Here is an 18661-nt window from a genome sequence, read left to right as displayed (position 1 = left end):
GCACGTTCGGTCGGCTCTACGGCGATATCCGACGTGAGGGGCTTCGCCAGTTCACCCAGCGGGGCAGAGGCACATGTTGCGGGGCAGCGAGGTTCAGGCTCGGGATGAGAAAGGCTCTATGTCGCGTGGCTATCGATGTATTGCGACACGTATTTACTTCCCGGCAGGAAGTGGCTGGGGTGGCTGTTGGAGATACGGATCGGGTCGAAATTGTTCGCAGGTTTGCCTCGCCATATCGTTGATAATCGGCTGGGAGTCAACCACCAGGAATCGAGGTGTATCCGACTTTTCTCCGGCGCCGTTCGGATCCGTCGTCAACGCTACGGTGTGCGTATCAGCCGCGTATGGGATATGCGGCGTACTTAATTGTAGCTGACCATTGGTGCCCATCCTGTACACCCCTGGCGTATCGTATCTGCAAACATCGAAATCCCATCGAGATGACGATATTTCCCTGACGGCGACCACCCGATAAGTGTCGCCTCCGGTTTCTGCAAGCCTTTCTATCGGCACGTACGCGGGCTTATTTTCAGGGCCGACGATTGCAAGAATCTCGGGTGGAATTTTTGAATCGGCCAGGGGATTCCAATCGCTGACCAAGATGTTCTTCCTTACCGCAGTTTCGGCAGCCTGTTGTTGTTGTGTGGTCAGCGGGACGGCAGCATCCCATCCGGTTTTCACGGGCGGGAATGGGAACGGTGAGCTGGTAACCGGCGCGGCAGTGGCATTTCTTGCGGGATCCGTCGCTGGTGATGTAGCGCACGAGGATGCGAAGAACGCGGTAACGGGGATGAGTGTGGCGCCAAGAACCTTTGCTGGGAATCTCATTGAAATCATTTACCCACTCCTTCGGTTCCTGTCCGGATTACTGAAAGGCTTGAGCCACCCAGGCCTGTGCCTGATAGTGTAGTCATCCCATATTTTGTCGCGTAATCATCTATTAGCGACTGAAATCCTTGCGACTGCATATAGGCGGCCAGCTGTCGCTGCGTTTCCTCTGGTTGGGGAATATTCAGATTGATGGGTTGACCGGTTTGTGAATCTATTAGATTTTCATTGTCGAGCATTCCATGTGCAAGTGCATTCTCAAGGATTTTTTGCTGAAATTCGTTTACTGCCAGCGAATTCATTGTGGCACTTTCGGGATACTTGACCGATAGCTTTTCGGGCTCGTCGACATAGTTCATAATTGCCCCCTCGACGAGGCCCTCTCCAAGCATTGCTGCGACTTTCTTGCCTCCCTCCACGCCCGTGGCTGCCCCTAGTCCGTAACTGTCTTGCGTGAGGCCTTTTGTATAGTCCAACCCTACATCGACACTTCCCATAATTATCTGGTCGACAAGTTTCGCTGCAGCCTTCTTGTTGTCGTAGATCTCTTGTTGGGCGTTATTGTAATCCTGGACAGTGTTCTGGTCCTGGAATGTGAGCGCATTGGCGGCCGCATTCGAGATGCGACCATCCAATGTGGCGAGACTGCTGAGATGTTGCTCAAGGTATTTCCCGGGCGGCATTTCGTTCTGCGTGAAGGCGCTGTTCAAGATATCTGTTTCATACGCTGATCGCGCCATCTCCAGGGTCAGCCTGCCACCCTCGGATTGGCTTGCCAAGTACAGCAGACGATTTGCATCCGTCACAGCGAGCTGTGCCTCACCGTGCTCAGGAAGGTAGGCAGTTCCGGGGGACAAGTGGTTGTCCCATGACTGGAGATTGGACCCCATGGCAACCGACAATCCCCGAGCAAGTTCAGGATTGTTCACGAATCCCAGCTCGATCTTCTGGAACTCCTCCACATCGATCCCACCCGACCGATGGCGATCGGGTTTGTCGTCGTCAGGATCGTCCACCTCCTCGCGTGGTGTGAGCAGGTCGGGCAGGTGAGTGAGGGTCTCGCGTGCTTGCAGGGCGTCGGTGGTCAGTTTGCCGTCCGCGCCGACTTCATGAGACTCGGTGCCGACCCAGTTGATCATCTGGCCGGCGGCGGTGCCGTTATCGACCCAGTCGTGTTGGAAGATCCCTCGCACGACCTGCGGGTCGTACTTCTCGTAGCTTTGTCCGGGGACGTCCTTGCCGAAGAGTTCCTCGCTGCCGTTGCCCGTCAGCAGGGCGTAGCTGCTGTCGTTGTTGCGGGCGCCGACGGAGAGCAGGTCATTGGCGCTGAGTTCGTTTCGTTGCAGCCACTCCGGTTCGTTGTCCTGGCCGGTGTACTTCTCGTAGCCGCCGTTGTCGGTGATGTACGCCAGGTTGGCCGCCTGGCGATCGAGTTCGACACCGAAACGTTCGCCGGGAATGTAGGCCTGGTCGGAGGAGGCGAGGAACTGCCCGAAACCGCGCATGTCCTTGGTGTATGCCTGGACGCCGGCCCATTCGTCCATGTTCGGCTTGAAGAAGCCCGAACGGTAGTCGTCGGGCAGGTCACTGGTGTTGCCGTCGGGGCTGTCGTTCAAACCGGGTCGGGTGCCGATGAGTTCGCGGACTTCGGGGTGGAGCTGGTCCCAGCCGCCGCGGTTGACGATGGCGCCGGTGGTGTCCTTGGTGACCACGTCCTCGTTGGACAGCGTGAGCAACCCGTCGGCGAGGTTCGAGCGGAGTTCGAGTGCCTCGGGTGAACCGTTCATCACGAGGCGGTCGGCCAGATCGATCAGGCCGTCACGGCCGGCCTTGTCGTACAGGTTCTCCAGGTAGGTCATGGTCGAGGCGGGGACCGTGACTTCCTGGCCGTTCGCCAGCGCCTCGAGCTGCTCGGGGGTGAGTCCGGCCTGGTCGAGGCGGGCGGTGATCTGGGCGATCTCGGCGTCCGACAATTTGCCGTCGGCGATGGTCTCGCCGTCCTGACGGCCGAGCGCGGCCACATCGACGGTCGTCGGGGTCGGGACGTCCAAACCGTTGCCGAGTTGATCGCCACGGACGCGCACCTCGTCGGAGGCGGCGTTGATGGCGGTGATCGCCTCGCCGACGGCCGTCAGCAGGCTCGTCTTCCCGGTATCGATCAGGCCCTGGTGATGGGTGATCCGGTCTTTGATCTTCTGCTTCTGCTCGTCGGTGTAGTCGGACTCGGTGTACGGCTTGGCCGCGACCTTCCAGCTGTCGTCGACGGTCAGGCCGACGGGGCACTCGGCGTCGGTCTCCGCATCAGCGACCCTGCGGAGCAGTGCGTCACGCTCGCCGGACAGCCGGGAGTCGGCGTTGCGCAGGGCGGTGGCGATGTCGCGAATCTCGATCGACAGCCTGCGTCCCTGGTCGTTCTCCTCGTGGAAACGGTCGTAGGCGGCCAGATAGGCCGCGCCCTGCCAGCCGGTTCCCTGGAAGTGGGTCAGCATGGATCCGAGCTGGGCTTCGTAGGCGGTGGTGTCGTCTTCCAGCTCCTGAGCCCATTCCGACAGCTTGGCCGGCTTCCATGCGTCGACATTCGCGCGGGTCGTCATCAGCCGACGCTCCCGGTGGCGAAGAAGTCCATTTCCTCCAGGCGGTTCTTGAATTGCTGGTCGGTGGTCTGGACGTTGTCGGCGCACTGGTTGACGATGGCCGCGAGCTTCTGCATCCGCTCGGCGATCCGCAGCCACGCGCCCTCGGAGTACTCACCTGCTTTCGCGCACGCGGCCCCGATCTCGACGCCGGGGAAAGCCTCACCGACCTTGTCGCCGTTGGTCCGGACATCGATCTTGTCGATCTCTGCGCCGACCGAAGTGACTGTGGTGGCGAGTCGCCTCAGCTCATCTATATCGACCTGCAACACGAGATGTTCTCCCCCTCCGATAAACAACCAGGAACCGTCCAGTCGGTGAACTCTACAAGATCTGCGGGTGGCTGAATCGTGCGAATGGGAGCACTACTCGCAAAGGTCTGCGCCGGGTGGGCGACCGCATCTTTCGACGCTGTTCACGCGTTGTTTCACGGGCTGGTTCCGGCGGGCATCCGGGTCGTTGAACGATCGGACGGGTGCGCATCGTGCAGCTCGCCAACTTCTATGGTCCGCGATCGGGTGGGCTGCGCACCGCCCTGCATCACCTCGGGGAGGGGTATGTGGCGGCTGGGCACGAGGTGGTGCTGATCGTGCCGGGGGCGCGGCGCAGCGAAGAGGTATTGCCCACGGGGGCGTTGCGAATTACGCTGCCCGCCTTGGCAATTCCGTTCACCGGCGGATACCGGGCGGCGGATCCGCGGCGGGTGGCCGAGGTGCTGGGTGGGCTGCGGCCCGATGTGCTCGAGGTGTCGGATCGGCTCACGTTGCGTGGGTTCGGGCGGTGGGCGCGGCGGCGCGGGGTGGCGAGTGTGATGATCTCGCACGAACGGCTCGATCGGTTGCTCGGGCAGTTCCTGCCGGGGCCTGCCGCGCGGCACTGCGCCGACGTCGCCAACCGGCGTACCGCCGACGACTACGACATGGTGGTGTGCACCACCGACTTCGCCAGGGCGGAGTTCCAGCGGATCGGCGCGACCAATGTGGAACTGGTGCCGCTGGGGGTGGACCTCGACCTGTTCAGCCCGCGCCGCCGCGATCAGCGGCTGCGCGCGGATCTGGGCGTCGCGGGTCATCCGCTGCTGGTGCACTGTGGCCGGTTGTCGGTGGAGAAGCGGGTCGACCGCAGTATCGAGGCGGTGGGCGCGCTGCACCGGGCCGGGGTGCCCGCGCGGCTGGTGGTGGCCGGTGACGGGCCGCGCCGCGAATCGCTCGAACGCCGCGCCCGCACTTTGCCGCCGCTGCCCGGCGGCGCGCCCGCCGTGCACTTCACCGGTTTCATCAACGATCGGGCGATGGTCGCGAAACTTCTCGCCACCGCCGATGTCTCACTGGCGCCCGGCCCGCACGAGACCTTCGGGCTCGCGGCGCTGGAAGCGCTGGCGGCGGGCACGCCGGTGGTGGCCAGCCGGTCCTCGGCGCTGGCCGACATCGTCACCACCGAATGCGGCGCCATCGCCGCCGACCGTCCCCGCGCGTTCGCCCGCGCGGTCACCGATGTGCTCGCCATGCCGACCCCGGGGCGCAGGCAGGCCGCGCGGACCAGGGCCGAACAGTTCACCTGGCCGCGCGCGGTGGCGGGAATGCTGGCCGTGCTGGACCGCTAGGCGCCGGACCGGGCCGCCAGCACCGCGTCGTAGAGTTCGCGCCGCGAGGCGCCACGGGCGGCCGACACCTCGGCGCAGGCGTCCTTGAGCCGCATCCCCGAGTCGACCAGGGTCTCCACCTCCGTGACCAGGTCGGCCGGGTCGGCCGAAACCGGTTGCGCGCCTTCGAGAACCACGGTGATCTCCCCGCGCGCGCCCTCGACCGCCCACGCGGCCAGCTCGGCGAGCGTCCCGCGCACGACCTCCTCGTAGGTCTTGGTGAGTTCGCGGCACACCGCACCCCTGCGGTCGGGGCCGAGCACGGTGACCGCGTCGGCCAGGCAGTCGGCCAGCCGGTGCGGCGCCTCGAAGAACACGCAGGCCCGCTGCTCGGTGGCCAAGGTGCGCAACCATTCCCGGCGCTGCCCGCCCTTGCGCGGGGCGAACCCGTCGAAGCAGAACCGTTCGACCGGCAGGCCCGACAGTGCCAGCGCGGTGGTCACCGCCGACGGGCCGGGCAGGCAGGTGACGGGCAGGTCCCGCGCCACCGCGGCGGCGACCAGCCGATAGCCGGGATCGCTGACCGACGGCATGCCCGCGTCGGTCACCAGCAGCACGGTCAGGCCGCTCGCGAGGTCGTCGAGCAGGGCCGGGATCCGGGCCGTCTCGACGTGGTCGTAGAAGCTGACGACACGCCCGGTGATCTCCACGTCGAGGGCCTTGGCCAGCGACCGGGTCCGGCGGGTGTCCTCGGCGGCCACCACGTCGGCCGAGCCGAGTGCGTCGCGCAGCCGCTGGGACGCGTCGCCGATGTCACCCATCGGGGTTGCCGCTAAGACCAACAAGTGCTGTCCAGCCTCTCCGGTAGTTTGGCGCAGCGACCATTCTGTCAGGCGGGCAGGCAGCGCCGGTCCGCGCGTCGGCGGGAAACGAGGGGGACAAGTGTCGGGTCGGACTTCGGTGGGCGCACCGCCTACGATCGGGGCGTGATCCCGGTGACCGAAACGCGTGCGATGCCACCGTCGCGGCCCGCCTCGGCGCTGGTCAGTCCGGCCCCGCTGCGACCGACTCCCGACTTCGGCCCGCTCGACACCGCGCGCGGCTGGGCGGTCACCGCGGTGCTCACCCTGATCGCGGCGCTCACCCGGTTCGTCAACCTGGCCTATCCCACCGACGCCCGCACGCCGGTCTTCGACGAGAAGCACTACGCGCCGCAGGCCTGGCAGATGGTCACCGGCGGCGGCGTGGAGGACAACCCCGCCTACGGCCTGGTGGTGCACCCGCCGGTCGGCAAGCAGTTCATCGCGCTCAGCGAGGCGATCTTCGGCTACAACGCGCTGGGCTGGCGCGGCAGCGCGGCGCTGGCGGGCACCGTGCTGGTGCTGCTGGTGATCCGGATCGTGCGCCGGATGGCGCGATCCACGCTGATCGGCGCCTTCGCCGGCATCCTGCTCATCGCCGACGGGCTGACTTTCGTGTCCTCGCGCATCGGCATGCTCGACATCTTCATGGCGCTGCTGGTGACCGCCGCGTTCGGCTGTCTGATCGTCGACCGCGACGAGGTCCGGGAACGGATGGCGCGCGCCGATCTGGCTGGCCGGGTCGGGCTCACCGGTTTCGGGCCACGGCTCGGTGTGCGCTGGTGGCGGTTCGGCGCGGGGGTGCTGCTGGGGCTGGCCTGCGGCACCAAATGGTCGGGCCTGTACTTCATCATGTTCTTCGGACTGCTCTGCGTGGCCTTCGACGTGAGCGCGCGGCGCACCTACGGGGTGCGCAAGCCGTGGGTGGGCACCCTGGTCCGCGATGTGGGCCCGGCGCTGTACGCGCTGGTGGTGATCCCGCTGCTGGTGTATCTCGCGACGTACTGGGCCTGGTTCGCGAACGAAACCAGCGTGTATCGCTACACCGTCGGCAATCCGGCCGTGACGAAAGACCCCATCGGCACCGGGGGTTTCTGGTCGTCCGTGGCGCCGGACGCGCTGCGCTCGCTCTGGTATTACAGCGCCAGGACGATGGAGTTCCACACCGAGCTCACCAACTCCTCGGGCAATCACCATCCGTGGGAATCCAAGCCGTGGACCTGGCCGATGGGCCTGCGCCCGATGCTCTACTACTACGCCGACGGCACCGTCACCGGTTGCGGCGAAGCGCAGTGCGTGAAGGCCGTGATGGCGGTCGGCACGCCCGCGCTGTGGTGGCTGGCGCTGCCCGCGCTGGGCTGGATGATCTGGCGCACCGTGGTGCGCCGCGACTGGCGCTACGCGGCGGTGCTGGTGGGCTACGGCGCCGGTCTGCTGCCCTGGTTCCTGACGCTGGACCGGCAGATGTACTTCTTCTACGCCGTGGTGCTGGCGCCGTTCCTGGCGATGGGCGTGGCGCTGATCCTGGGCGACATCCTGGGACCCTCCCGTCCGGCCGGCATCCCGCGCAGCCCGAACGGCACCTATCTACCCGCCCCGATGAACGAGCGCTATGCCCTCGGCCTGCTGATCGTGAGCATCTACCTGGGCCTGGTGATCGCGAACTTCGTCTGGCTCTGGCCCATCCTCACCGCTCAGCCGATCACCCCGGCCAGCTGGCAGGACCACCTCTGGCTGCCCAGCTGGCGGTGACATCTCACAACCGAACGGCGTTGCGGCGCACAGATTTCGATCTATCCGTGCGCCGGATCCTCGGATAGGCTGGCCGACGGGTCGCGCAGTACGGCGCGATTCATTCTGGGAGGGGAACCCACATGATGCTTTCACGCCTGCCCATCGGCACGGGGATCGCGTTGTCGAAGGATCCCTAGCCCGGCGAACGGTGAGTCCGCTCGTCAACGGTGCCGGGCGGGCTCAGCCCTTTAGAGCCGATTCCACGAAGTGCCGGGCGGCGGCGTCGTCGAGACCGAGTCTGCGGACGGTCGTCACGTAGTCCAGGGCCGCGCGGCTGGCGATATCGCGGGTGGGATCGCCGGAGGACGCGATGAAAGAGCCTTGGCGGCCACGGGTTTCGAGGACACCGTCGGCCTCGAGTTCCCGATAGGCGCGAGCCACGGTATTGGGGGCGATACCGAGTTCGGCGGCCAGCGCGCGCACGGTGGGGATCTTGGTGCCCGCGGTGAGCGTGCCGGCGCGGACCTGTTCGATCACGGCCATCCGCAGCTGCTCGTAGGGCGGCTGGGTGGTGTCGGTGGACAGCTCGACGTGGAACATCTTCGCTCACACCTCGTCTCGGGACAGCGGGCAGGACATGCAGCGCGGGCCGCCGCGGCCGGAGCCCAGCTCCGAACCCTGGATGGTCAGCACTTCGACACCGGCGTCGGTGAGCCGGGAGTTGGTCATCTCGTTGCGCTCGTAGGCCACGACCACTCCCGGGGCGAGGGCGAGGGTGTTGTTGCCGTCGTCCCACTGTTCGCGTTCGGCGGTCGGACCGTCGCGGCCGGTATCGATCACCCGTAGCTTCGCGATGCCCATCGCGGCGGCCGCGGCGGGCAGGAACGGTTCGGGTCCGTCGATGCTGATCCGGTCCAGGTCGCTGCGGCCGGAGAACCCGTCCTCGCGCCGGATCGTGAACGCCTGCAAGGTTTCCCGCACGCCGGGATACATCACCACGGCGTCGGTGTCGACCATGGTGCACACGGTGTCCAGGTGCATGGTCGCGCGGTTCTGCGCGATCGGCACCACCAGCACGGTGTGGGCCAAATCGTCGTCGAAGAGGCTGCGCGCCAATGCTTCCGCGCCCGCGGGGGTGGTCCGTTCGCCGACGCCGACGGCGACCACGCCCGGCGCGAGCAACAGGACGTCGCCGCCCTCGATCGGGGCGGTGTGCGATTCGTAGGCGCGGCGCACACCGAGGAAACGCGGATGGAAGGCATAGACGAGATCGGTGATCGAGGTTTCCCGGATCCGGGCGGGCAGGGCCAGCGAGGTGATCGCGACCTTGGGGCCCACCCAGAACGACGAATCGCGGGTGAACAGCAGATTGGGCAGCGGATCGATGACGAAATCACCGCCGTGGTGCATCCGGCGGACCAGCGAGGTGGTGTCGGGGCCGAACGGCAGTTCGTCGAAAGTCATCCCGGCCATCAGGATGTCGGCGAGCTCGCGCGCGGGGACCTTGCGCAGTTCGGCGGCGAGCTGGTCGGCCAGGCCGTGGCCGAGCCTGCGGGCGTCCACGGCGGCCGAGATACCCTGGATTCTGGCCGCTCCGCTCACCTCGAGTGTCTCGGCGAGCAGGTCCGACAGCAGCAACACCTCCACGCCGCGTTCGCGCAGCAGCGCGGCGAAGGCGTCGTGCTCGGCCTGGGCGCGTTCCACCCAGGGAATACCGTCGAACAGCAGCTGGTCGTTGTTGCTGGGGGTGAGCCTGCGCAGTTCGTCGCCGGGGCGGTGCAGCAGCACCGTCCGCAGCGTGCCGACCTCGGAGGTGACGGCCAGGCGCGAGTCGGAGGCGGTTCCCATGCGGAAACCGTAATGCGAGGAGCGCGCGTCGGCACGGAAGACCCGCAGACCTGTGCGGGTTGGTCCGCCCGTTTTCGTACGCGACACAAATACCTAAAGTATTGTTGAGGTGAAAGCGGGAGGAGCGAAGATGACGACGGCCGATTGGCAAACGAAGGAGCTGACCCCCGGGCAGCTATCCGATCGTAGTGGAGTTGCAGTGTCCGCGTTGCACTTCTACGAACGGGAAGGTCTCATATCGAGTCGTCGGACCAGCGGCAATCAACGGCGCTACGCTCGGGAAACGCTGCGCCGGGTCGCGTTCATCCGGATCTCCCAGCGGGTGGGGATCCCGCTCAGTGAGATCCGCTCCGCGCTGGACCGGCTGCCGGAGGGCCGCACGCCCACCCGGCGCGACTGGGAGACGCTGTCCACCACCTGGCGCGAGGACCTCGACGACCGGATCACCCAGCTGGTCCGGCTGCGCGACAACCTCACCGGCTGCATCGGCTGCGGCTGCCTGTCGCTGGGGTCGTGCAAGCTCGTCAACGAGCACGACCGCCTCGGCGCGGAGGGGCCGGGCGCGCGGGTACTCGACGTCCAGCTCAACTGCCCGCCCAGGTCCAACTGCTAGCCCGCCTCCCCGCGTACTCCGGCCAGACTCAGGTCCGGGGTCCAGCGACGTCGGCGTCCGCCTGGATGTCAACCGGTGCGTCTGCCCGTACCCGGTGAGTTACCCATGTTGTTTCGAGACCAGTCGTCGGCTTCTCGAACGGTGGCCCGGTGAACCGCGGTGCGGCATCATCGCTGGCATGACCTCTCTGGACGCGAAAGCGAAGACTCTGCTCGAACTGCACCGCCCGGGCGATCCGGTGGTGCTGCCAACCGTGTGGGACGCCTGGTCCGCGAATGTCGCTGTGGCCGCTGGCTTTTCGGGGCTGACGCTGGGTAGTCACCCGGTCGCCGACTCGGTGGGCCGCAGTGACGGCGAGGGGATGAGCTACGACGAGCTGCTGGCGCGGGTCACCCAGGTGACCGGCGCGGTGGAGGTGCCCGTCTCGGTCGACATCGAGTCGGGCTACGGGCTCGAGCCCGCGCGGCTCGTCGAAGGGCTGCTCGCGGCGGGCGCGGTGGGGCTCAATATCGAGGACACCGTGCACAGCGAGGGCAAGCGCCTGCGCTCGCCCGAGGAGCACGCCGAGCTGGTGCGCGGGCTGCGCACGGCCGCCGACGCGGCGGGCGTGCACGTGGTGATCAACGCGCGCACCGACCTGTTCCTGCGCCAGGACGGCGACGAGGCCGACCGCGTCGACCGGGTGATCGCCCGGCTGCGCCTGGCCGCCGACGCCGGCGCGGACTCGCTGTACCCGGTGGGCTGGCACTCCGACGAGGTCCAGCGCAGGCTCGCCACCGAACTGCCGTTGCCGATCAACGCGATCGCGCAGCCGGGGACACCCGCGAAAGAGCATCTCGCCGAACTCGGCGTCGGCCGGATCAGCTTCGGACCGCTCCTGCAAGCGGCACTGGGCGCCGAAGCGACCAAGCTCCTCGCCACCTGGCGCTGATTTCACACCAACACCTGGCGCTGAACTCGTATTAACACCTGGCGCTGACCTCGCACAAACACCTGGCACTGATCTCGCACGAACATGGGTAACTCGTCGGGAACGGGCTGACCAGCTCGGGTCACCTACCGCCGGCCGCCGACGGTAGGTGACCCGGACCCGGGTCTGGCCTGAATTCGCGGGGAGGCGGGCAGCCTAGCTCAGTCTTTGGGTTCGATGTAGCGCGGGAACACCGGCTCCGGCGCGGGCAGGTCGACCCCGGGGACCAGGGGAGTGGCGATATCGGCGAAGGTACGGCCGTCCTGGGCCAGCAGATCCAGGATCTTGGCGGCCGAACCCGGCATCACCGGCTGCACCAGGATCGCCACGATCCGGACCACCTCGAGGGTCACGTAGAGTACCGTGGCCATCCTGGCCAGGTCCGCCTCGGTGCCCGACTTGCGCAGCGCCCAGGGCGCGTTGGCGGAGAAGTAGCGGTTGGTCTCGCCGAGGGTCAGCCAGATGGCCTCCAGCGCGAGATGCATCTGCTGGGCGTCGAACTCGGTGCGGCAGCGCTCGAGCAGGGCGTTGGCGCGGTCGAGCAGGGCGCGGTCGTCCTCGGTGAACTCGCCCGGGGCCGGGGCCTTCGCGTCGCAGTTCTTGTTCACCATGGTCAGGCTGCGCTGGACCAGGTTGCCGAACTCGTTGGCCAGGTCGGCGTTGATGCGGCCCGCGATGGCGTCGTTGCTGTAGCTGCCGTCCTGGCCGTAGGAGATCTCCCGGAGCAGGAAGAACCGCACCTGGTCCAGGCCGTAGGTGGCCACCAGCTCGAGCGGGTCGACGACATTGCCCGTCGACTTCGACATCTTCTCGCCCTTGTTGTACAGGAACCCGTGCACGAACACCCGGTCCGGCAGTTCGATGCCCGCCGACATCAGGAACGCAGGCCAGTACACCGTGTGGAAGCGGGTGATGTCCTTGCCGATGATGTGCACGTTCGCCGGCCAGAACCTGCCGAAGCGGGCCGACTCGGTGTCGGGGAAGCCGACGCCGGTCAGGTAGTTGGTGAGCGCGTCGACCCACACGTACATGACGTGATCGGGGTGGCCGGGCACCGGAACACCCCAGTCGAAGGTGGTGCGCGAGATCGACAGATCCTTCAGCCCGGCCTTGACGTAGCTGACGATCTCGTTGCGCCGGGTCGCGGGCGCGATGAACTCGGGGTGCTCCTCGTAGAGCGCCAGCAGCTTGTCCTGGTACTCGGAGAGCTTGAAGAAGTAGTTCGACTCCTCGGTCCAGGTGACCGGGGTCTGGGTCTCGGTGGACACGCGGGTGCCGTCGTCGAGGAGGCTGGTCTCCTCCTCGGTGTAGAACGCCTCGTCGCGCACCGAGTACCAGCCGGAGTAGTTGCCCAGGTAGATGTCGCCGTTGGCGAGCATCTTCTCCCAGAGGGCGACGCTGGCGGCCTTGTGGTCCTCGTCGGTGGTGCGGATGAAGCGGTCGAAGGAGATGTCGAGCGCCTTGTCCATCGCCTCGAAGACGTCGGAGTTGCGGGCCGCGAGCTCCTGCACGGGGATGCCCTCGGCGGCCGCGGTCTGCTGCATCTTCTGGCCGTGCTCGTCGGTGCCCGTCATGAAGAACACGTCGAAGCCGTCGAGTCGCTTGAACCGGGCCAGCGCGTCGGTCGAGATGTACTCGTACGCGTGCCCGATGTGCGGCGCACCGTTCGGGTACGCGATGGCCGTCGTGATGTAGAAGGCGGGCGCCTCGGCGCCTTCAGCTGCGCTCATGATGCGAACTACTGTAATCCGCGTGGCAAACCAGAATCGTCCGGCTCCGCCCCTTCCGCCGCCGCTCGCACCGCTGATCGACGCGCACACCCACCTCGACGCGTGCGGCGCGACCGACGCCGAGTCGACCAAGCTGATCGTGGACCGGGCCGCCTCGGTGGGTGTGGGGCAGGTGGTCACGGTCGCCGACGATCTCGCCGCGGCGCAGTGGGCGGTGCGGGCCGCGCAGTGGGACGACCGCGTGTACGCGGCTGTCGCACTGCATCCCACCAGGGCGAACGCGCTCGACGACGAGGCCAAGGCGGAGCTGGAGCGCCTGGCCACCGACCCGCGCGTGGTCGCGGTCGGGGAAACCGGGCTCGACTACTACTGGCCCGGCAAGCTGGACGGCTGCGCCGACATCGAGACCCAGATCGAGGGCTTCCGCTGGCACATCGACCTGGCCAAGCGGGTCCGCAAGCCGCTGATGATCCACAACCGTGAGGCCGATCACGACCTGCTCACCGTGCTGCTCGACGAGGGCGCGCCGGACACGGTGATCTTCCACTGCTTCTCCTCCGACGCCACCATGGCGCAGGCCTGCGTGGCGGAGGGCTATGTCCTCAGCTTCTCCGGCACCGTCAGCTTCAAGAACGCGCACGAGTTGCGCGAGGCGGCCACGCTGGTGCCCGACGATCAGATCCTGGTCGAGACCGACGCGCCGTACCTGACGCCGCACCCGTATCGGGGCGCTCCGAACGAGTCGTACTGCCTGCCCTACACGGTGCGCGCGCTGGCCGAGGTGCGCGAGCAGGACCCGGCCGAGCTGGCCGAGATCACCACGGCGAACGCGCGCAGGCTGTACCGGATCCGCTAGGGCGTTTCGTCCGGTCGGTAGGGGACTGGACGCTAAACGTGTTTCGGCTCACATCCGCCGGTCGCGGTCGTTATCTACCAGCTACGTCTATACCGAATCGTGACCTGCGATCCCGCTGATCGGGGCGTTCGGTGTTGTCTGACGCAAACCTTGTCGTTATCGTTCTGTAACCATGTCGGCTTTTGCGCGGATCAACTCGTCTCGCTCGCCGCTGCTGTACGCGGCGGTGGCGGCCTTGCTGCTGACGCTGCTCGTCGGCGCGTCGATGGCCATCGTCAACCACAAGACGGTCGCCCTGGTCGTCGACGGCGAGCGCAGCGAGTTCACCACCATGTCGCGCGATGTGCGGGCCATCCTGGCCGCCGCGGGCTACGAGCTCTCCGAGCACGACTCGGTGACCCCGGCCGCGAGCAGCAAGGTCGGTGACGGCGCCACCATCACGCTCAACCGCGGCCGCGAGATCACGCTGTCGGTCGACGGCACCGAGCGCAAGGTGTGGACCACCGGCATCACCGCGGGCGACGCGCTCGCCCAGATGCAGATCCCGTCCGACAGCCACGTGGTGCCGACCCGCACCGAGAAGCTGCCGCTGGCCGGCGCCGCGCTCAGCGTCTACAGCCCGCGCACGGTCTCGCTCGTCGACGGCCTCGCCGCCGCGGTCGACGTGCGGCTGGCCGCCGCGACCGTCGGCGAGTTCCTCGCCGCTGCGGGCGTTCCGCTGAAGGACCAGGACTTCACCGAACCCGCCGCGACGACCCCGCTCACCGAGGGCATGCACGTCACCGTCACCCGGCAGCGGGTGGAACAGCGCACCGAGACCCTGCCGCTCGAACCCACCGAGCTGGTGATCGAGGACGTCACCATGAACATGAGCCGCACCGTCGTGGAGAACCCCGGCGCGCCCGGCCTGCACGAGGCCACCTTCGCCGTCACCATGACCAACGGCGTGGAATCCGCGCGCGTGCAGACCAACTCGAACGTCATCACCCCGGCGCAGCCCAAGACCATCCGCAAGGGTGCCAAGCCCGGCACCGAGGTGCCCCCGGTCCGCGACGGCGCGATCTGGGACGCGCTGGCCCGCTGCGAGTCCACCGGCAACTGGGCCATCAACACCGGCAACGGCTACTACGGCGGCATCCAGTTCGACCAGAGCACCTGGGAACGCCAGGGCGGCCTCAAGTACGCCCCCCGCGCCGACCTGGCCACCCGCGAGGAACAGATCGCCATCGCCGAGGTCACCCGCGCCCGCCAGGGCTGGGGCGCCTGGCCCGCCTGCACCAGCCGCCTCGGGGTGAGCTGACGCGATCCCGGCGCGCCTTCCCGGCGGGTCGGGTTGATCGGGGCGGTGAGCCCGGTACGGTGCACTCGTTTCGCCGAGTCCGCTGTGCTCGTGCGGTGGTCTCGGCTCGTCGGCGAGTCGAAGGTGGTTGTGATGCGTGGGGTTTCGGCCTGGCGGTGGGCGGCCGCCGCGGTGGTGCTGACGGCGGGTGCCGGGGTGTGCGCCCCGCTGCCGGTCGCGTCGGCGGCGGCGCCGGGGACGGTGATCGCGGTGATTCCGCAGGCCGACGGATTCCACGGCATGAACGGCGCGCAGGTCGTCGAGTACTGGACGCACGGTGTGGCGGGCGAGCCACAGCCGGCCAGCGGGGCGCTGTACCTGCCGCCGGGTGACGCCCCCGCGGGCGGCTGGCCGGTGGTCGCCTTCGACCACGGCACCACCGGGCTCGGCGCGGGCTGTGGCGGGCAGTCGGATCCGGCCGGCGCGCCGTGGCCGGAGTCGCAGGCCGCCCAGGACGAGTTCCTGCGGCATCTGGTGGCCCAGGGTTATGCCGTGGTCGCGCCGGACTACCTGGGGCTCGGGCGATTCGACACCGGACCGCATCCCTATCTCGGCATCGACACCGAGGCCACCGCCACCCTGGACCTGCTGCGCGCGGCCAGGTCGGTGCGCCCGGACCTGTCGCCGGTGTGGGTGGCGGCGGGCATGTCCCAGGGCGGGCAGGCCGCGCTCGGCACCGGTCACCGGCAGTCGAGCTACGCGCCGGAGCTGGACTTCCGCGGCACCATCGCGATCGATCCGGAATCCGACGTGGAGAAGGTGGCGCCGCTGCTCGGCCCCGGCAATCCCGATCGGGTCAGCGGCGGCATCCTCGGTTTCTCGGTGAGCATCCTGGCCGGTCTGCGGGCGGCCAGGCCCGACGCGCAGGTCGACAGCTACCTGAGCCCGCTCGGCCGCCGGATCCTCGACGAGATCGGCACCCTCTGCCAGGACGCCATCGACGAGCGGGTCGCCGAGTTGACCCTGGGTCAGCTGCTCACCCGCTCCCTCGGCGAGGAGCCGCTGCGCTCGGTGATGGCCGACTACATGACCGTCCCCACCAGCGGTTACGACGCGCCGATCCTGTTGCTGGTCAACGCCACCGACCGCACGGTGCCCTCGCCCCTGCACGCCGCGCTGGCCGCCCAGTTCACCGCCAACGGGGTGGACTACACCCCGGTGGTCGGCACCGGGAAACACTGCGAGCTGAATCCGGCGATGATCGCCGCGATCGATGATTTCCTGGCCCGGGCGCGCTGAACCGTGTCGATGTGTAACCCCCTGAAACCGAAGTTCCTGAGCCGCACCCTGATCGCGGCCGTGCTCTCGACCGCCGTGCTGGCCACCGCCGCCGCCGCGTCGGCCGACCCCGGCAACGTGCTCGCCGCCGAGTCCCGTCCCGACGGCTGGCACGGCCAGGCCCGCGGCGCGGTGATCGAATACACGACCACCGATTCCGCCGGGGCCGAACGCCCGGCCAGCGGTGCGCTCTTTCTGCCCGACGGCCAGGCGCCCGCCACCGGCTGGCCGATCGTCGCCTACGACCACGGCACCCTGGGTTCCGGCGTCGGCTGCGGCGGGCAGGCCGATCCCGAACTCGCCCCGCTGCCGGCCAATCGCGCCGCCGAGGACGAGCTGATCGGCCGTCTGGTCGAGCAAGGTTACGCCGTCGTCGCCCCGGACTACCTGGGGCTCGGGCGCTTCGACACCGGGCCGCACCCGTATCTCGAGGTGGCCAGCGAGGCCTCGGCCACCATCGACCTGGTGCGCGCGGCTCGCGAAGCCGAGCCGGACCTGTCGCGGACCTGGACCGTCGTCGGCGCCTCGCAGGGCGGGCACGCGGCGTTGAGTACGGCCCATGTGCAGCAGACCTACGCGCCCGAACTGGACTTCCGCGGCGTGGTCGCGCTCGATCCCGCGTCCGATGTGGAGAAGGCGCTGCCCCTGCTCGGGCCCGGCTTCCCGGAGATCGAGGGGACCGCGGCCCTGACCGGCTTCACGGTGAGCATTCTGGCCGGGCTGCGCGCGACGCATCCCGAGGCCGACGTCGACTCGTATCTCACGCCGAAGGGCAGACAGATCGTCGACGCCGCGGGTACCCGGTGCATCGACGCCATCGTCGCCGACGTCAAGGGACTCGGCTTCGGTGACCTGCTGGCCCGCCCGCTCGCGGACGGTCCGCTGCGTCCCGCGCTCACCACGTACATGACCGTGCCGACCAGCGGCTACGACGCGCCGATCCTGCTGCTGGTCAACGCCACCGACACGGTCGTGCCCTCGCCGCTGCACGCCGCGCTGATCGCCCAGCTGGCCGCGGGCGGTGTCGACTTCGAGACGGTGACCGGATTCGGTCAGCACACCGTGCTCAGCCCGCGGATGTGGAGCGCGCTCGACGGTTTCGTCGCGCGGGTGAACGCCGCCCCGCCACAGCGCTGAACGACGTGCCGGTTCGCTCGATGCCCGGGCGGACCGGCCGTCGATCTGTACACTCGTCCAGGAATTGTCGCCTGGTGGAGAGCTGAAATCCCGTGCCGAAGACCCCGTTCCGCGCCGCCGTGCTCGCCGCCCTCACCGCGAGCACGCTGCTCGCCGCCGGCTTCGCCCCTGCGACCGCCGACGCGCCCGGCTCGCTCATCGCGGTGGAGGCCAGGCCCGCGGGCTGGCACGGACTCGCGCGCGGCTCGGTGATCGAATACTGGATGACCGACTCGGCCGGCGTCGCGCGCCCGGCCAGCGGCGCGCTGTACCTGCCCGAGGGTGACGCGCCGGCCACCGGCTGGCCGATCCTGGCCTACGACCACGGCACCTCGGGTTCCGGACCCGGCTGCGGCGGCCAGGCCGACCCGGAGCTCGCCTCGATGCCGCAGCTGCGCGCCGCCGAGGACGCGCTGATCAAGCGGTTCGTGGACCAGGGCTTCGCCGTCGTCGCCCCCGACTACCTCGGTCTCGGCCGCTTCGACACCGGCCCGCACCCATACCTGGAGGTCCGCAGCGAGGCGACCGCCACCATCGACCTGGTCCGAGCCGCCCGCGCCGCCGAGACCGGCCTGTCGCGCACCTGGAGCGTGCTCGGGGTGTCGCAGGGCGGGCACGCCGCGCTGAGCACCGCGCACGAGCAGGCCGCCTACGCGCCCGAACTGGACTTCCGCGGCACGGTCGCCATCGACGCGGCCTCCGATGTGGAGAAGGTGCTGCCCTTCGTGGGTCCGGAGCTGCCGGAGATCCCGGCGCTGGCCACGGCCACCTCGTTCGTCGTCAGCATCCTGGCCGGGCTGCGCGCCACGCACCCCGAAGCCGAGGTCGACTCCTACCTCACGCCGCTGGGCCGCTCGCTGGTCGACGCCGCCGGGCACCAGTGCCTGGACGCGATCATCGCCGGGACCCAGGGGCTGTCCGCGCGCGACCTGCTGACCCGCCCGCTCACCGGCCTGCGCGAGGTGCTCGCCGCCTACATGACCCTGCCGACCAGCGGCTACGACGCGCCCATGCTGCTGACGATGAACGTCACCGACACCATCGTGCCCTCCCCGCTGCACGCCGCGCTGGTCGCCCAGCTCGCGGCCAACGGCGTCGACCAGCAGGTGGTGCCGGGCAACGGCAGGCACGGCTCGATCTCGGCCGAGCAGCGCGCCGCGATCGACGCCTTCCTCACCCGGGTCAACACCGCCCCGCCGCAGCGCTGAGCTGCT

Annotated in this window: 16 protein-coding genes; 9 read left to right on the top strand and 7 right to left on the bottom strand. The window is 68.3% G+C overall.

Going from position 1 to position 18661, the window contains the following annotated elements:
• Positions 1–153: 153 nt before the first annotated feature.
• The 3 genes from EL493_RS31185 to EL493_RS31175 are packed head-to-tail and all read right to left on the bottom strand — an operon-like array spanning position 154 to position 3733.
• On the bottom strand, positions 154–837 hold the full coding sequence (locus tag EL493_RS31185) for a hypothetical protein (RefSeq protein WP_126405969.1): 684 nt from the start codon (positions 835–837) through the stop codon (positions 154–156).
• Positions 834–3422 carry a TPR repeat region-containing protein gene (locus tag EL493_RS31180; protein WP_019049200.1) on the bottom strand — a complete coding sequence of 863 codons (2589 nt, stop codon included), beginning with the start codon at positions 3420–3422 and terminating at the stop codon, positions 834–836. The genes EL493_RS31185 and EL493_RS31180 overlap by 4 nt, the downstream gene beginning before the upstream one ends.
• Positions 3422–3733 carry a type VII secretion target gene (locus EL493_RS31175; protein WP_019049199.1) on the bottom strand — a complete coding sequence of 104 codons (312 nt, stop codon included), beginning with the start codon at positions 3731–3733 and terminating at the stop codon, positions 3422–3424. Before EL493_RS31175 ends, EL493_RS31180 begins: the two co-directional genes overlap by 1 nt.
• Positions 3734–3936: 203 nt before the next feature.
• Between EL493_RS31175 and EL493_RS31170 the strand changes: the two genes are divergently transcribed.
• Positions 3937–5064 carry a glycosyltransferase gene (locus tag EL493_RS31170; protein ID WP_019049198.1) on the top strand — a complete coding sequence of 376 codons (1128 nt, stop codon included), beginning with the start codon at positions 3937–3939 and terminating at the stop codon, positions 5062–5064.
• Here the strand turns inward: EL493_RS31170 and rsmI are convergent.
• Complete coding sequence (gene rsmI / locus EL493_RS31165; RefSeq protein WP_019049197.1) at positions 5061–5864, bottom strand: 16S rRNA (cytidine(1402)-2'-O)-methyltransferase; 804 nt, start codon at positions 5862–5864, stop codon at positions 5061–5063. The two genes, EL493_RS31170 and rsmI, sit on opposite strands and share 4 nt — an antisense overlap.
• Positions 5865–6056: 192 nt before the next feature.
• Between rsmI and EL493_RS31160 the strand changes: the two genes are divergently transcribed.
• The gene (locus tag EL493_RS31160; RefSeq protein WP_022566255.1) at positions 6057–7655 is read left to right on the top strand and encodes a dolichyl-phosphate-mannose--protein mannosyltransferase; all 1599 of its coding nucleotides are present in this window, start codon (positions 6057–6059) and stop codon (positions 7653–7655) included.
• Positions 7656–7877: 222 nt separating this feature from the next.
• Here EL493_RS31160 and EL493_RS31155 read toward each other — a convergent pair whose 3' ends face one another.
• Positions 7878–8237: a GntR family transcriptional regulator gene (locus EL493_RS31155; protein WP_019049195.1), complete on the bottom strand. Its 360-nt coding sequence runs from the start codon at positions 8235–8237 to the stop codon at positions 7878–7880.
• Between the two features lie 6 nt (positions 8238–8243).
• Complete coding sequence (arcA, locus tag EL493_RS31150; RefSeq protein WP_019049194.1) at positions 8244–9485, bottom strand: arginine deiminase; 1242 nt, start codon at positions 9483–9485, stop codon at positions 8244–8246.
• Positions 9486–9615: 130 nt separating this feature from the next.
• Here arcA and soxR point away from each other — a divergent pair, with 130 nt between their 5' ends.
• Positions 9616–10098, top strand: a complete 483-nt coding sequence (gene soxR / locus EL493_RS31145; RefSeq protein WP_030201101.1) for a redox-sensitive transcriptional activator SoxR — start codon at positions 9616–9618, stop codon at positions 10096–10098.
• Positions 10099–10276: 178 nt separating this feature from the next.
• Complete coding sequence (locus tag EL493_RS31140) at positions 10277–11029, top strand: isocitrate lyase/PEP mutase family protein (RefSeq protein ID WP_019049192.1); 753 nt, start codon at positions 10277–10279, stop codon at positions 11027–11029.
• Positions 11030–11229: 200 nt separating this feature from the next.
• Here the strand turns inward: EL493_RS31140 and metG are convergent, their stop codons facing one another.
• Positions 11230–12798 carry a methionine--tRNA ligase gene (gene metG / locus EL493_RS31135; RefSeq protein WP_019049191.1) on the bottom strand — a complete coding sequence of 523 codons (1569 nt, stop codon included), beginning with the start codon at positions 12796–12798 and terminating at the stop codon, positions 11230–11232.
• A gap of 1 nt (position 12799) precedes the next feature.
• Here metG and EL493_RS31130 point away from each other — a divergent pair, with 1 nt between their 5' ends.
• The 5 genes from EL493_RS31130 to EL493_RS31110 all read left to right on the top strand — a co-directional run bounded on the left by EL493_RS31130 (position 12800) and on the right by EL493_RS31110 (position 18655).
• Positions 12800–13654, top strand: a complete 855-nt coding sequence (locus EL493_RS31130; protein WP_030201098.1) for a TatD family hydrolase — start codon at positions 12800–12802, stop codon at positions 13652–13654.
• 172 nt (positions 13655–13826) lie between these two features.
• A complete protein-coding gene (locus EL493_RS31125; protein WP_019049189.1) occupies positions 13827–14954 on the top strand; it encodes a resuscitation-promoting factor in 1128 nt (375 codons plus the stop codon).
• Positions 14955–15086: 132 nt separating this feature from the next.
• A complete protein-coding gene (locus EL493_RS31120; protein WP_019049188.1) occupies positions 15087–16232 on the top strand; it encodes an alpha/beta fold hydrolase in 1146 nt (381 codons plus the stop codon).
• 9 nt (positions 16233–16241) lie between these two features.
• A complete protein-coding gene (locus EL493_RS31115) occupies positions 16242–17408 on the top strand; it encodes a lipase family protein (RefSeq protein WP_019049187.1) in 1167 nt (388 codons plus the stop codon).
• A gap of 92 nt (positions 17409–17500) precedes the next feature.
• Entirely contained in the window at positions 17501–18655 is a 1155-nt protein-coding gene (locus EL493_RS31110) for a lipase family protein (RefSeq protein WP_019049186.1), read from the top strand.
• The last annotated feature ends 6 nt before the right edge of the window (positions 18656–18661 follow it).

The sequence above is a fragment of the Nocardia asteroides genome, assembly GCF_900637185.1.
Classification (GTDB): domain Bacteria; phylum Actinomycetota; class Actinomycetes; order Mycobacteriales; family Mycobacteriaceae; genus Nocardia; species Nocardia asteroides.
Note: the sequence above shows the minus strand (reverse complement) of the source record. Positions and strands in the feature narration are given on the sequence as shown.

What these genes read in the sequence shown, in the direction of transcription:
- EL493_RS31185 (WP_126405969.1), bottom strand. Translation starts at nt 837, where the DNA reads ATGATTTCAATGAGATTCCCAGCAAAGGTTCTTGGCGCCACACTCATC.
- EL493_RS31180 (WP_019049200.1), bottom strand. Translation starts at nt 3,422, where the DNA reads ATGACGACCCGCGCGAATGTCGACGCATGGAAGCCGGCCAAGCTGTCG.
- rsmI (WP_019049197.1), bottom strand. Translation starts at nt 5,864, where the DNA reads ATGGGTGACATCGGCGACGCGTCCCAGCGGCTGCGCGACGCACTCGGC.
- EL493_RS31160 (WP_022566255.1), top strand. Translation starts at nt 6,057, where the DNA reads ATGCCACCGTCGCGGCCCGCCTCGGCGCTGGTCAGTCCGGCCCCGCTG.
- EL493_RS31155 (WP_019049195.1), bottom strand. Translation starts at nt 8,237, where the DNA reads ATGTTCCACGTCGAGCTGTCCACCGACACCACCCAGCCGCCCTACGAG.
- arcA (WP_019049194.1), bottom strand. Translation starts at nt 9,485, where the DNA reads ATGGGAACCGCCTCCGACTCGCGCCTGGCCGTCACCTCCGAGGTCGGC.
- soxR (WP_030201101.1), top strand. Translation starts at nt 9,616, where the DNA reads ATGACGACGGCCGATTGGCAAACGAAGGAGCTGACCCCCGGGCAGCTA.
- EL493_RS31140 (WP_019049192.1), top strand. Translation starts at nt 10,277, where the DNA reads ATGACCTCTCTGGACGCGAAAGCGAAGACTCTGCTCGAACTGCACCGC.
- metG (WP_019049191.1), bottom strand. Translation starts at nt 12,798, where the DNA reads ATGAGCGCAGCTGAAGGCGCCGAGGCGCCCGCCTTCTACATCACGACG.
- EL493_RS31130 (WP_030201098.1), top strand. Translation starts at nt 12,800, where the DNA reads ATGCGAACTACTGTAATCCGCGTGGCAAACCAGAATCGTCCGGCTCCG.
- EL493_RS31125 (WP_019049189.1), top strand. Translation starts at nt 13,827, where the DNA reads ATGTCGGCTTTTGCGCGGATCAACTCGTCTCGCTCGCCGCTGCTGTAC.
- EL493_RS31120 (WP_019049188.1), top strand. Translation starts at nt 15,087, where the DNA reads ATGCGTGGGGTTTCGGCCTGGCGGTGGGCGGCCGCCGCGGTGGTGCTG.
- EL493_RS31115 (WP_019049187.1), top strand. Translation starts at nt 16,242, where the DNA reads ATGTGTAACCCCCTGAAACCGAAGTTCCTGAGCCGCACCCTGATCGCG.